At 46.1% G+C, this 13,100-nt stretch carries 10 protein-coding genes; 2 read left to right on the top strand and 8 right to left on the bottom strand.

All coding sequences use genetic code 11. The annotated features are described in order from the left end of the window. Positions 1-36 precede the first annotated feature (36 nt). Positions 37-1,629, top strand: coding sequence for an ABC-F family ATP-binding cassette domain-containing protein (locus tag CS898_RS04550; protein WP_099208266.1), 1,593 nt, complete (start codon positions 37-39; stop codon positions 1,627-1,629). Between the two features lie 7 nt (positions 1,630-1,636). Here the strand turns inward: CS898_RS04550 and CS898_RS04545 are convergent, their stop codons facing one another. From CS898_RS04545 to CS898_RS04520, 6 genes are all read right to left on the bottom strand, one after another. After that, the gene (locus CS898_RS04545; RefSeq protein ID WP_099208265.1) at positions 1,637-3,634 is read right to left on the bottom strand and encodes an FtsX-like permease family protein; all 1,998 of its coding nucleotides are present in this window, start codon (positions 3,632-3,634) and stop codon (positions 1,637-1,639) included. After that, positions 3,627-4,385, bottom strand: a complete 759-nt coding sequence (locus CS898_RS04540; protein WP_099208264.1) for an ABC transporter ATP-binding protein — start codon at positions 4,383-4,385, stop codon at positions 3,627-3,629. The genes CS898_RS04545 and CS898_RS04540 overlap by 8 nt, the downstream gene beginning before the upstream one ends. A 74-nt stretch (positions 4,386-4,459) precedes the next feature. Continuing rightward, complete coding sequence (locus CS898_RS04535) at positions 4,460-5,413, bottom strand: sensor histidine kinase (protein ID WP_099208263.1); 954 nt, start codon at positions 5,411-5,413, stop codon at positions 4,460-4,462. Next, the gene (locus tag CS898_RS04530) at positions 5,394-6,074 is read right to left on the bottom strand and encodes a response regulator transcription factor (protein ID WP_099208262.1); all 681 of its coding nucleotides are present in this window, start codon (positions 6,072-6,074) and stop codon (positions 5,394-5,396) included. Before CS898_RS04530 ends, CS898_RS04535 begins: the two co-directional genes overlap by 20 nt. A 97-nt stretch (positions 6,075-6,171) precedes the next feature. Then, a complete protein-coding gene (locus CS898_RS04525; protein WP_099208261.1) occupies positions 6,172-6,675 on the bottom strand; it encodes a hypothetical protein in 504 nt (167 codons plus the stop codon). A 71-nt stretch (positions 6,676-6,746) separates the two neighbouring features. After that, positions 6,747-7,130 carry a hypothetical protein gene (locus CS898_RS04520; RefSeq protein WP_099208260.1) on the bottom strand — a complete coding sequence of 128 codons (384 nt, stop codon included), beginning with the start codon at positions 7,128-7,130 and terminating at the stop codon, positions 6,747-6,749. 294 nt (positions 7,131-7,424) lie between these two features. Here CS898_RS04520 and CS898_RS04515 point away from each other — a divergent pair, with 294 nt between their 5' ends. Beyond that, positions 7,425-8,156 carry an HAD family hydrolase gene (locus CS898_RS04515; protein WP_099208259.1) on the top strand — a complete coding sequence of 244 codons (732 nt, stop codon included), beginning with the start codon at positions 7,425-7,427 and terminating at the stop codon, positions 8,154-8,156. Between the two features lie 62 nt (positions 8,157-8,218). Here CS898_RS04515 and pdxS read toward each other — a convergent pair whose 3' ends face one another. Beyond that, a complete protein-coding gene (gene pdxS / locus CS898_RS04510; protein ID WP_099208258.1) occupies positions 8,219-9,076 on the bottom strand; it encodes a pyridoxal 5'-phosphate synthase lyase subunit PdxS in 858 nt (285 codons plus the stop codon). Between the two features lie 112 nt (positions 9,077-9,188). After that, entirely contained in the window at positions 9,189-13,100 is a 3,912-nt protein-coding gene (locus CS898_RS04505) for an ABC transporter permease (RefSeq protein WP_099208257.1), read from the bottom strand.

Here is a 13,100-nt window from a genome sequence, read left to right as displayed (position 1 = left end):
TAATACAGCAAGTTATTAAGTATAAAAGGAGAAAATATGTTACAAGTTCAAAATGTCAGTATCCAATTTCCAGACAAGACCCTTTTTGATGAAGTGGACCTGGTCTTTAGTCCCGGAAATTGCTATGGGATTATCGGTGCCAACGGAGCCGGTAAGTCCACATTTTTATCCGTTTTATCCGGGGAAAGAGAGCCCTCCACCGGCCATGTCTCCCTGGGAAAAAATGAACGTCTGTCCATCTTAAAGCAAGACCACTACCAATTCGACCAAGAAAAAGTCCTGGATGTGGTCATTATGGGGAATCCAGAATTGGTTTCCATCCAAAAGGAAAAAGACGCCATCTACATGAAGGAAGACTTTAACGAAGAAGATGGCCTCAAGGCCGCCGAATTGGAGGAACGCTTTTCCGAACTGGGAGGCTGGCAGGCAGAATCCGATGCAGCCACCCTTCTGGAAGGTTTGGGAATTTCTACCGACCTCCATGACAAGATCCTAGACGACCTCATTGAGTCTGACAAGGTCAAGGTCATGTTGGCCCAAGCCCTTTTTGGCGAACCTGATGTTCTTTTACTGGATGAGCCCACCAACGGTTTGGACATTGCCGCCGTTTTATGGCTCCAAGACTTTTTAATGGACTTTAAGGGAGTCGTCATTGTCGTCAGCCACGACCGCTATTTCTTAAATGAAGTTTGTACCCACATGGTAGATATCGACTTTGGCAAGATCCAACTCTTTGTAGGAAACTACGACTTCTGGTACGAATCTTCCCAATTGGCCCAAAGAATGCTCAAGGAAGAAAACAAGAAAAAGGAAGACCAAATCAAGGAGTTGAAAAACTTCATCGCCAAGTTCTCCGCCAACAAGTCCAAGTCCCGCCAGGCCACCAGCCGGAAGAAGCTTTTAGACAAGATTTCCCTAAACGACATCAAGCCCTCCTCCCGTCGCTACCCCTTTGTGGGCTTTGAGCTGTCTCGGGAGCCTGGCAATGAGCTTTTAACCATTGAGGGCCTGGGCAAGACTTCAGGAGAAGACTGCCTCCTAAAGGACTTTTCCTTCCGCCTCAACCACGATGAAAAAGTGGCCTTTGTAGGAAACGAACGGGCCATTACTGCCCTTTTTGAAATCCTCATGGGCCACGACAAGGACTACACCGGGGACTTTAAATGGGGACAAACTATTACAACCGACTACTTCCCCAAGGACAATTCCGAGTTTTTCCAAAACCCCGACCTCAACCTGGTGGACTGGTTAAGACAATATTCCAAGGACCAAACTGAAACCCACATCCGGGGCTTTTTGGGCAAGATGCTCTTTTCCGGAGACGAGGTCTACAAGTCTTCCTCCGTCCTGTCTGGGGGCGAAAAGGTCCGGATGATGTTTTCCAAGATGATGATGGCTCCATCCAATGTCCTCATCTTCGACCAACCCACCAACCACCTGGACCTGGAGTCCATTACTGCCGTCAATAACGGCCTCATGGCCTACAAGGGATCTTTACTCTTTACCTCCAAGGACCACCAATTTATCGACACCATTGCCAACCGAGTTGTGGAATTTTTCCCCGATGGCACCTACCGTGACAGGTCCATGTCCTATGATGATTATTTAGATGAATATGTAAGAAAATAAGGGTTGCTCAAGAGAGCAAACCCTTATTTTTTTGACCTAAGAGGCGGTAGTAAACACCCCCCGTGATTTTATACCAGATATAGTAGAGGATAAAGACCAAGGCCAGGACCAAGAGGGTAGATTTTAAATAGATCAAATCATTTCCCACATTTAAAAGGCTCATCATCCGGCTTAGGAGCTGGTAGGCAAAGGCCATATGGATCCAGCTCAAGGCTACAGGTAAAAAGAAAATCAAGGATACCTGGGTCTGGATGGACCTTTTAACAGTTTCTTCATCCATCCCTACCCGGCGGTAGATGGTAAAGGCCTTTTGGTCTTGGTAACCCTCTGTCAACTGTTTGTAGTAAATGGTGGCCCCTAGAGCGACGAGGAAGATAATCCCTAAGGAAAGACCTGTAAAGGTGAGCCCACCATAAAGACCCCGACCATCTTCTTCAACTTCCCTACGGCTATTGACAAAGCTGGTAAAGTCTTTTTCATGGTCTTTTCCCACTTTTAAAAGTTCTCCCTTCAAAAGCTTCGCATCTTCCTTATTTTTTAAGGAAATATGACTAATGGTAGTTAAGGAAGCTTCTCTTGCTTGACTTGCCAAGTCCTGGAAGGAAGACTCATTCACCACAAGAAAAAGTAACTTTTGAAACAAGTCTGCTTGTTTTAAGTCATAAAAGTTTCCCAGGTCTTCATTGACCTCCTTCTCTTGTCGGTAAATACCTAAAAAGGATAGGTCCAGGTCTTCCCTTAAGCCTGGCTCCCGTCCCAAGACCAGGGCCTCTCCATCTTTTAGGTCATAGGAAGTGTGAAGGAGTTTATTGACTTCCCCCTGGGGAAGGATTTTTACATAAATAGAATTTTCATTCCAATCCACCTGGCTAAATCCCTTTTCCGGATGATTTAAATCTATGTTGCCGTTGATGGCCCTTAATTGGATGACCTCCTTGACCTTGTCCTTATTTCTTTCCAAGACAACCTGACTGGGGGCAAATAAGCTATCAAAGGAATCTCCCTGTGTGATCTTTTCTGGATAGCTTGTCTTATAGACAAGATCCAAGGGCACAGAACTATCTACCAAGGCCTCTAGGGACTGGTTTAAAGATAGGGCACAAGACAAAAGGACCAAAACTGCTACCATTAAGACGGTAATGGAACCCAGACCCATGGCCTGGTCTCGCAAGCGAAAGCGGAGGCCAGAAATTGCCGTCATTCGGTTTTTTTCATAGTAAAAAGACTCCCGTCCCTGGAGAAATTTAAGGATAATTTCTAAAATCCCTAAAAAGAAACAATAGGTCCCCAAGATGACAAAAAGGGCGGCAATAAGAAAGAAGAGGATGGAAGAAACGGGGTCTGTAATTTCCAAGGCGATAAAATAACCAAGGCCCAAACAAAGGACCCCCAACAATGTATAGACCCCCTTTAGGACCTTGGAGGTCTGTCGACGCTTGGATTCTTTTAAATAAGACAGGGGGTTTTGCTTAAAAATCCGGACCAGGGCCCGGACTTCCAGGATGACAAACAAAATCAAATAGGACAGGCCATTGATTCTATAGCTTTCCCCTTGGATGGTCCAGGGAATCTCTTCCTTAATTCCTGTAAACCGGATAAAAAGGCCTTGGACCAAATAGTTTCCAAGACTCCCCAAAAGGGCTCCCAAACTGATAATAAAGAAGAAAAGATAGATGTTCTCCCAAGTGATTACTGCCAGCAAATTCTTCTTACTCAGTCCCAAGACCTGGTAGAGGGCCAACTCCTTGGACCTCATTCCCAATAAATAGGAATAGGTATAGTAGAGAAAGAGGAAGTTAAAAATTTGCAAGACATAATAACCCATTTGCAAAATCATTTGTAAAGTGGTCATATAGGCCACACCCTTATAGGCAGAATTAAAAGCCAAATCGTGTAAGATGATGGAAAAACTCAGCATCATCACAGCTACAAGAATAAAGGGCAGGTAGGTCTGGCCATTCTTTTTAAAAGATTGCTGGGCCAAGGACCGGTAGAGTTTAGTCAAGATGTCCACCTCCCAGGGTTAGGGTCATGGCCTGGTTGATTCGGCTCATAAATTCCTGCCGGCTTTCTTGCCCCCGGTGGACTTGGTGGAAGATTTTCCCATCCTTGATAAAAAGAACCCGGTTGGCAACAGAGGCTGCCTTGGCTGAATGGGTCACCATGAGGATGGTCTGCCCCTGGTTGTTGATAATAGAAAAATAGTGAAGGAGCTCTTCCGATGTCTTGGAATCCAGGGCCCCGGTAGGTTCGTCAGCTAAAATCAACTTGGGATTACTAATCAAGGCTCGAGCAATGGCAGTTCTTTGCCCCTGGCCTCCAGAAATTTGATAGGGGTACTTAGTCAGGAGCTTTTCTAGACCCAATCTTTCCACCACCCCTTCCAAAGGAGCCTTCAGATCTTGAGCCTTCATTCCTTGTAAAACCAGGGGCAAGAGGATGTTATCCTTGACCGTTAATTGGTCCAAAAGGTTAAAATTTTGAAAAACATACCCCAGCTTCCTCCGACGAAAGTCTGCCTTTTCTGCATCTTTCAGGGAAAGAATATTCTTATCTTCCAAGAAAACCTCTCCTCCTGTGGGGTCGTCCAGCATGGACAAGATGTTCAGAAGGGTGGACTTCCCAGATCCGGATTCTCCCATAATGGCTACAAATTCTCCCTGGTTGGCACTAAAAGATATATCCCTAAGGGCCATAAGAGCATTTTCCTTGTTTTTATTGTAAATTTTCTCTAAATGATTGACTTTTAATAACATATCATCACCCTTTCTAAGCCCAGTATAGGAAAAAATCGAGAGAAAATCCCTCGATTGACCTTACATTTTTTCTTTTAATGTGACATTTTGTAAGCTTGCTTGGGAAAAGATAGGATCAGTCGTGTTCCCTGGCCCACTTGGGACTCCAAAGTCATGACTAGGTTTAAATTTTCCGCCACTTCCTTCATGAGATAAAGGCCAATCCCTGTAGATTGGTCAAACTTTCGACCACTAAAACCTGTATAGCCCATGTCGGTAATCCGGGGCAGGTCTTCTGGGGCAATTCCAATTCCCGTATCCTCAAAAATCAACTTCCCCTCTTGGAAAGAAATGGTCAGGCCCCCTGTCTGAGTGTACTTAACCACATTACTCAACCATTGCTTGGTAAAAAATAAGAGCCACTTGGCATCGGATAAAACTTCCACCTCTGGCAGGTCCATTTGGACCCTAAGCCCCTTGTGGATAAAAAGAGCTGCATAGGTCCTGAGAGCCTTTTGAAGAGGATCTTTTAAAGGCAGCCATTGAAAGACATAATCTGTATCTCTTCCTTGGAGTCTTTGATAGGATAGGATATGGTCTATGTACTCTTGGATTTTAAATACCTGGAACCTGGGATTTTTATCCTGGATACCCTGGGCGTCCAACCAGGCCAAAATGGCCGTCATAGGGATTTTAATTTGGTGGGACCATCGCAGGAGATAATTGGCTCTTTTTTCCCGATCTTGAAGGAATTGATTTTCTTGGTCTAGGATTCTTTTCTCTGCCTTATGGATTTCTTCCACCAAGGCTTCCTCTAAGAGACCTTGGCCGGCATAGTCCCCCAAACCTTCTTGACGAATTTTTTCTGCCAACTTCTTGTCCCTTTGGTAGGCATAGAAAAAATACCCTCCCCATGAAAGACTGTAGATACCCAGACCATAGAGGCTATCTGCCAGCCGACCTGATTGGACATAGATATAGCTAAAGAAAAAAATCCCCGTAAGTCCCCAGAGGACCAGGAGGCTGTCTCTATTCTTCAAAGGCCCCATAATAACCCACTCCCTTTTTTGTATGGATATAGTCTTCCAAGCCCAGCTTTTTTAATGTCTTTCGAAGCCGGGCTACATTTACCGTCAAGGTATTATCGTCAATATAGAGGTCCGACTGCCAAAGGTCATTCATGAGGTCCTCCCTATGGATGACCCTTCCCTGGGCCTGGAGGCAAGACCGTAGAATTAAAAATTCATTTTTGGACAAACTTTCCATCCTGCCTTGGTAGGTCACCTGCATGGTATCCAAATTTAAAAGCAATTCCCCATCCTCCAAGACCTGGTCTTGGACTTGGAGCTCATAGGCCCTTCTAAGTTGGGCCTTAATCTTGGCCAAAAGTAAGGCTAGGGATACGGGCTTTACCACAAAATCATCAGCTCCCAGGTCCATGGCCATCACTTGGTCCAGATCCTCTCCCATACTGGATAAAAACAAAATAGGTAGTTTTGATTTTTTCCGAATCTCCTCGGTCCAATAATAGCCATTTTTAAAGGGTAATCCAATGTCCATAACCAGCAAGTGGGGATCCACTCTTTCAAAATCCTCCAGGACCCGGCTAAAGTCATCTACCCCGTAAACTTCCAGGTGGAAGGTTTCCAAATAATCTTTGATACTGGCAAAGATACTGGGATCATCCTCTACAATAAATATCTTATACATAGGCCCTCCTTGATCCTTATTTTAAACTTATTGTATCTAAGACCAGTCTCCTTGACAAGAAAAAGTAGCCAGGTTTCCCTGACTACTTCCCATGGACTTACTTGTCCCTTATATCCATAATCTTCCAAGACCCCTTTTCTTTTTTTAGGATGAAAATTTCTTCTCTCTTTTCCCTTTCTTCTTTCCCGTCTCGGGTCTTGACCTTGTCATAGGTCACATCCATTTCCTTCCTATCCCCTTCTTCCTTTAGGGACTTGTATTGGATGTTTTCTACTTGGACCTTGTCCAGGTCTTCTTTGAAAAAATCATCTTCCAAGAGTTTCCGGTTACCTAGAAGGCCCTCATAAGCCTCTTGTGTCAAGTAGGGCTCTAACTTGTCCAGGGCCTCTAGACTGCCAACTTCTTTCCCTGCTGGGGGCATTTGACTGGAGGTAATTTCCTGCAAGTATGCCACAATTTGGTCGCTTTCCTGGTAGAGGCCTGCCCGGGCCCTTAAGAAGGGGCCAATGACTTCATTTTCTTTCTCCCCTTGCCCACAGGCTACCAAGAAGAGAAGACCTAGGATGAAAAGACAAAGAGAGGTTTTTCTTAGTTTTTTCATAAAATACACTCCTTTTTCCATTGAAAGTTGAATTTTAATCAACAAGGCAAGTTTTTTGTCTCCTGGTCCCCCTAAAAGGGATGGGCCCTAAAGGCACGATAGAAGGAATAGACGTCTTCAAGGGCCATGACTAGAAAGAGAAGATAGGTCCAATAGATTAGATTTCTTGTTTGACCCAAGATAGGGTTTGTCCCTTCCCTTTCTTCCATCCTGGACTTGATCTTTTGGGTCTTATAGCTGGAAAGCCCAAGGATGAAAAGACCAATAGCAGAAATGGTCATTTGAAGCTGGGCAAAGTGGGGCGAGGGGTCTTTTATCCAATTGTCCAAAAAGAATTGGACAAAGATAAGATAAAAGATATGGTAGCCCAGGGCCAGGTTTCGCCATTTTTTTAAAGACAGGTCGTAGCTGTCCTTGTAGCCTTCTTCTTTTCTCTCTTGTTTCTTTTGATTCATCGTTTTTGGTCATCCTCCCTCTCTCTAGTCTCACTTAAGTAAATTATCCTTCTGTGATTCGCTTTATGTTTAATATATACCCTCCTTCTTGGAAAAACAAGCAAAACCCTATTTTGCTCTATCCACTAGGGTTTTCTTTCCCCTCTGGCCCCACCTTAGCCTGGCCATGGATTTAAATTTTCTCTTTCCTGTGATAAAATAGGGTCACTTAGCGGCCAGGGATTTGACAGAAGAGCCCTTGTTTTGCCCAATTTTCCCTGCCAAAACCACCATTTTAAATTTTAAGGAGGACCTATGATTTTTTTCGACCTAGACGACACTCTTTTAGATACTAAAAAAATTAACCGGGCTGTCTTTGCCCAAATCCATAAGGACTTGGAGGTTTCCATGCCCTTTGAAGACTTTATGGCTCTTTTCAGGACCCATCTTAGGACGGGAATGATCAAGCATTTTGACTTTAGCTACAATGAATCCATTGGCATCAACCCCATGGACTATCTCATGACCCAAGGACCCTATGAGCCCCAACACATGGAGGCCTTTAAGGAAGAGCTTTGGCCCAAGATGAAGGGTTTGGGCCTTACATGCTCCAAGGAGGACTTCTACCAAGCCATTATGGACCGGCGGGAGGACTTTTGTCACTTTATCCCCGGTATCCAAGAGCTCTTGGAAAAAGCAGCTGGCCTGGACGACTTGGGGATTATTACCAATGGGATTAGCCAAATCCAACACTTGAAAATTGACCTTTTGGGCTTAAGGGACATCTGTAAGGAGGTCTTCGTTTCCGGGGACTTTGGCTACGGCAAACCCGACCCCCGATTTTTCCACCATGTCTTAGACCAAGCCAAGCTGGACCCCCAAGACTGCATCATGATTGGGGACAATATTCAAAATGACGTCTTGGCCCCCTTGGCCATGGACTTTAAAGGGGCCATTTACTTCAACCCCCAAGCCACACGCTATGGGGTGACCTGGGCCCGAAACCCCCAAGAGCTTTGGGAAAAAATTTCATCTTTTTATGAATAAAAATAGGGACCTTCCTCAGAAGGTCCCTTGCTCATAGGCTTATGATTAACAGTTGCGCAGGATTAACGGTTGCGCATGATAACTTCAATTTCGTCTTCGTTGATACCTACCATGGCTTCTCCTAAGTTTTTGCTAACTTCAGCAAGGACTTCAGGATCCTTGTAGTTGGCAACGGCCTTTACAATGGCCTTGGCTCTTTGTTCTGGGTTGCCGGATTTAAAGATTCCAGATCCTACAAAGACACCTTCAGCTCCCAATTGCATCATAAGGGCTGCATCGGCAGGAGTGGCAACTCCACCAGCAGAGAAGTTGACAACAGGCAATTTTCCATTGTCTTTTACATATTTTAACAAGTCATAGGACACGCCTAGTTCTTTGGCTCTTGTAAATAATTCATCATCTCGAAGGGCTTGGGTTTCTTGGATTTCACGGTTTAAGGTCCGGAGGTGGGTTACAGCATGGACCACATCTCCTGTTCCGGCTTCTCCCTTGGTCCGCATCATCATGGCACCTTCTTGGATCCGGCGCAGGGCTTCACCTAGGTTACGGCAGCCACAGACAAAGGGGATTTGGAAGTCTTTTTTGTTGATGTGGTTGACTTGGTCTGCTGGAGATAGGACTTCGGATTCATCGGCCATGTCTACACCAATGGCTTCCAAAATTTGTGCTTCGACAAAGTGACCAATACGAACCTTGGCCATAACGGGAATCTTTACGGCTTCCATAATTTCACAAATCATTTGTGGATCAGAAGACCGGCTAACGCCACCAGCAGCCCGGATGTCTGCAGGAACTCTTTCTAGGGCCATAACAGCTGCGGCTCCAGCTGCTTCAGCAATCTTTGCTTGTTCTACATTGATGACGTCCATGATGACGCCGCCCTTGAGACTTTCTGCCAAATTCTTGTTAAAACTTTTCATATACAATCCTCCCTAAAACTTTTTTAACTGTTTCTTAAGTTTAAGTTTAGGTTATTTCTGGTATGTTTAAAAGCTCCAATTTAAATGTTTTTTATGGTACCAGATGCTCTTTTTATTCCACACCCTTTAAGGCTTCCACCATATCTACTTTTTTGAGATAATTATGGACTAGGACCATAACTAGGAAGGAAATAAAAAGGGTAATGGCTGCTGGAAGAAGGAAGTTCCACCAGGTCAAGACTGGATAGAGCATGGCATCGTCAGGAACCACCACTTGTAGGACACCCCAGTGGAGGAGTTTGCCCACAAAGCCTCCCAGGAAGATCCCAATAAAGGTCAGGGCCCAAGTTTCACGGTAAACATAGGCTGTCACTTCCCGGGGGTAGAAACCCAAGACCTTGATGGTGGAGAGTTCCTGGATCCTCTCTTCAATATTGATATTGGTTAAATTGTAGAGGACCACCAGGGCCAGGGTCGCACTTAAAACCAGGATGACCCCTACCACTACATTTAAAGAATCCACTAAATTTTCCACCATGCCCTTGACCTGGTCAAAGCTGGCTATGGAAAGAACAGCCTTGTAGCCTTGGTAGTCTTGGATAAAGTCCTTTTTGCCTTGGGGACTTTGGTCCTTGAGAGAGACCAGGTAGCCATTGTCCCGATAGTCTTCTTCCATGACCTGGCTATAATAGTCCCCTGTCATATAGAGGTAGTGGCCGGCATAGTTTTCCACCACTCCGGCAATGCGAATTTTCCGGTAGAGGCCTTCTTGGTCTTGGACCAGGAGGTCACTGCCCTTTTTCAAACCCTCTTCTCGGGCTAATTTTTCCGTTACCAGGGCCCCCCTGTCTGGCAGGGTCAGGCCTTGGCCCCGGGGTTTTCTCAAGCGAACCAGGTCATTAAAGTCTTTTTCTTGGCTGGCCATCAGGCTAATGGTCCGGGTTCCTTGCTTTTTGGTTTCCATGGTCATGGTAGAAAGCTTCACTGGGACCTTGTTTTTAATTTGGGGGTCTTGGCCCAACCGGTCCATCATCTTGTCATAGGATTCTCTGGACAGGGCCCTTTCATGGATTAAAATCATGTCATAAGTGGCCAGGTCGTTAAATTGAATGTCTACAAGTTTAAAAACGGCTGAGTAAATTCCAAAACCCAGAACTAAAAGGGCCATACAACCCATAACCCCAGCCAGGGTCATGAGCATCCGCATCTTGTAGCGGAAGATATTTCTGGCTGTTACCTTTTGCAGGAAGGTCATCCGGGACCAAAGGGGCTTAATGGCTTCTAAGAAAATCCGGTTGCCCTTGGCCGGGGGCTTGGGCCTCATCAGGGAGGCTGTGGATTCCTTCAAGGACCTCTTGGTAATGATATAGGCCACAAGACCCGTACAGGCCAGGCCCACCAGGATACTGAAAAAGATGACCCAACCATAGGCCTTGACTTCCAAGGGATAGACAATAGTCCCTGTGGAATAGGCATTGCCAATGAGGGGGGTGATAAAGAAGTTCCCTAAAAGGGCTCCGAAGACCCCTCCCACAATGGCTGCTAAGAGGCCGTAGAGGTAGAATTTTTTGGCAATTTGATTTTTCTCAAAGCCCAGGGCCTTGAGGGTCCCCATATAATTTCTGTGCTCTTCCACCATCCGGGTCATGGTCGTCAGACTCACCAGCATGGAGATGGCAAAGAAAAAGAGGGGGAAGAGTTTTACCAGGGCGTCCATACTATCGGCATAGCCCATATAGTTGAAAATCCCCGGGTTGGACAGGCGGCTATAGATGGTATACATGGGCCTCTTTAAGAGGGTCATAAGCTCTTTGGCATCCTTGATGTCTAGTTCTGCCTGGTCAAAATCTTTTTGGGCCTCTTGGGCCTTTTCATCATAGTCTTTTTGGCCTTTTCTTATTTTTTCCCGGCCGGTAGCTAGGTCTCTTTTAGCTGCATTTAACTGATTTTGACCCTTTTGTCTTTCTTGGTCCAGGGTTTTTCTGGCTTGGTCTAGTTGGTCTCTGGCTCCCTGAACTTTTTCCAGGCCCTGGGCATATTGGATCTTGCCTTTTTCCAAGTCTCCCCGGCCTTGGTCCAGGTCTTTTTTGCCCTGGTCTAGTTTGACCCGGCCTTGGTCTAGGGATTCTTTGGCATCCTCCAAGGTCTTTTGAGAATCTTCCAACTTGGACTTGCCTTGGTCTAGTTGTCTTTGACCATCTTGGAGTTTTTTCCGACCTTGGTCTAGTTGGGCAAGACCTTGGTCCAACTGGTCTTTCGAAGCCTTGATCCGGCCCTTGTTGTATTCCAGCTCTTCCTTGCCCTGGTTGAGTTTCTTGAGGCCTTCTTGGTAGAGGGCTTCTTTTTGATCCAGGGTCTTTTTCCCTTCCTGCCATTTTGCCCTTCCTTGGTCTAATTGTTTTTGCTGGTCGGCTATTTGCTTTTCATAGTTTGCCAGAGCCTGGTTGGCCAGGGCCAAAGCCTTTTGGGCTTGGTCCAGGGCCACTTGACCTGCTTGAATTTCTCCTTTTAACCGGGCAATTTCAGCTGGGTCCCCACCGGAAGCCTCCAGGGCGGCCAGTTGGCTCTTCTTATCAGCCAAGGATTTTTCTAGGCCCTGGACAGCATTTTGGGCTGCATCTTTGGCCTTTTGGACCTGGCTTCGGCCCAGGTCAATGGCCCCTTGGGCCTGGTCCAACTTTTCCTTTTCCCGGGCTAAGCTTTCCTTGCCCTGGTCTAGGGCTTGACGGGCCTGTCTTAGAGTTTCTTCATTCTTTTGGATCTCCCCTTGGGCTCCTTGGAGCTTTGCCAGGCCCTCTTGGTAGTCTCTTTGACCTTGGGCCAGCTTGGCTTGGTTTTCTTCCAGGTCCTTCTTGCCTTGGATTAGACGGTCTTCTTCTGTCTTAATCCGGTCCAGGCCCTGGCGATATTGTTCTAGACCTATAAGGTACTTGTCCCGACCTGCCTGGTAGTCAGCTTCTTTTTCAGCCAGGATTTTTTCTGAATCCTTGAGCTTCTTTTCTCCATCATCCAACTTATTTTTGTTGGCTAGGAGGTCCTTTTCCCCTTGGTCTAGGTCCTTTTGGCCTTTTTGAATTTTCCCTTGGCCCTTAGCGATTTCTTCCTTAAAGGTTTTTTGGCCTTTTTGGTAGTCTTTTTCTCCCTGGGCCAATTCTTGTCTAGCTGATGTTAACTTGTCTTGGGCAGCTTGGAGTTTATCCTTGCCGGATTGGAGGTCTTCTTCCCCCTCTTGGATTTGGTCTTGGGCATCCTCCTTCATGGCCTCCAAGCGGTCCTTGGGCCGCCGGCTAAAGAGGTCTTCTAGGTTTTGTCGCCCTGCCAGGACCAAGTTTCGGTAGTCCTTGGAGTTTGTTTTTAAGGACCGGGCACCCTTGAGACCAATCAAGGCATCTGTGGGATTATCCAGCTTAAAGTCATTGGGGCTGACATAGGCAAAACCCTCCAGGGCCGTGCCATCTTCCTGGTTGCCCTTGTGGATAGTTTGCAGGTATTCAGCCGAATCCACCAGGCCCACCAAGACAAAGTCGTCCCGGCCCATGGGCTTTTCTTCCTTGCCCAGGTCATACTTGTTTTTCACTTCCTTAAAGGAAATGGAGTCTCCGATTTTCATTTTTTTCTTGGCGGCATAGTCCCGGTCCAGGGCCAATTCCCCAGATTGAGAGGGGAACCTTCCTTGAATCAAAAGGGGCTTGGCCCACTTTTGGGTCAAGGAAAGAATATGGATGGCATCGTTGGTCCCCAAAACATCCCGGTTGACGCTGTAGCGAAATTCCACATCCTCCAAGTCCTCTAGCTGGGCAATCTGCTTGATGTCCTGGTCTTCCAGCCCCAAAGAGTTGGACAAAAAGAGGTCATACATCTGGGCTTGGTCCAGCTTTTTTTCCAGGTTAAACCGCATAAGGGGGCCGGTGGCTGCCAGACCCACCAGGACCATGACACCCAAGCCCACCAGGAGGACAATAGAAATGAATCGAGGAAAATTCTTTTTAATTTCTCGAACTAAGTCCTTGTTTAATGGTTTCAT

It is taken from the genome of Urinicoccus timonensis (assembly GCF_900232945.1).
GTDB lineage: Bacteria > Bacillota > Clostridia > Tissierellales > Peptoniphilaceae > Urinicoccus > Urinicoccus timonensis.
The sequence above is the reverse complement of the archived record's forward strand: the minus strand, read 5'-3'. Positions and strand labels throughout refer to the sequence as shown.

Excerpts from the sequence above, each read along its gene's own strand:
- CS898_RS04540 (WP_099208264.1), bottom strand. The coding sequence starts at position 4,385 with ATGTTATTAAAAGTCAATCATTTAGAGAAAATTTACAATAAAAACAAG.
- CS898_RS04520 (WP_099208260.1), bottom strand. The coding sequence starts at position 7,130 with ATGAATCAAAAGAAACAAGAGAGAAAAGAAGAAGGCTACAAGGACAGC.
- pdxS (WP_099208258.1), bottom strand. The coding sequence starts at position 9,076 with ATGAAAAGTTTTAACAAGAATTTGGCAGAAAGTCTCAAGGGCGGCGTC.
- CS898_RS04525 (WP_099208261.1), bottom strand. The coding sequence starts at position 6,675 with ATGAAAAAACTAAGAAAAACCTCTCTTTGTCTTTTCATCCTAGGTCTT.
- CS898_RS04550 (WP_099208266.1), top strand. The coding sequence starts at position 37 with ATGTTACAAGTTCAAAATGTCAGTATCCAATTTCCAGACAAGACCCTT.
- CS898_RS04530 (WP_099208262.1), bottom strand. The coding sequence starts at position 6,074 with ATGTATAAGATATTTATTGTAGAGGATGATCCCAGTATCTTTGCCAGT.
- CS898_RS04535 (WP_099208263.1), bottom strand. The coding sequence starts at position 5,413 with ATGGGGCCTTTGAAGAATAGAGACAGCCTCCTGGTCCTCTGGGGACTT.
- CS898_RS04515 (WP_099208259.1), top strand. The coding sequence starts at position 7,425 with ATGATTTTTTTCGACCTAGACGACACTCTTTTAGATACTAAAAAAATT.
- CS898_RS04505 (WP_099208257.1), bottom strand. The coding sequence starts at position 13,100 with ATGAAACCATTAAACAAGGACTTAGTTCGAGAAATTAAAAAGAATTTT.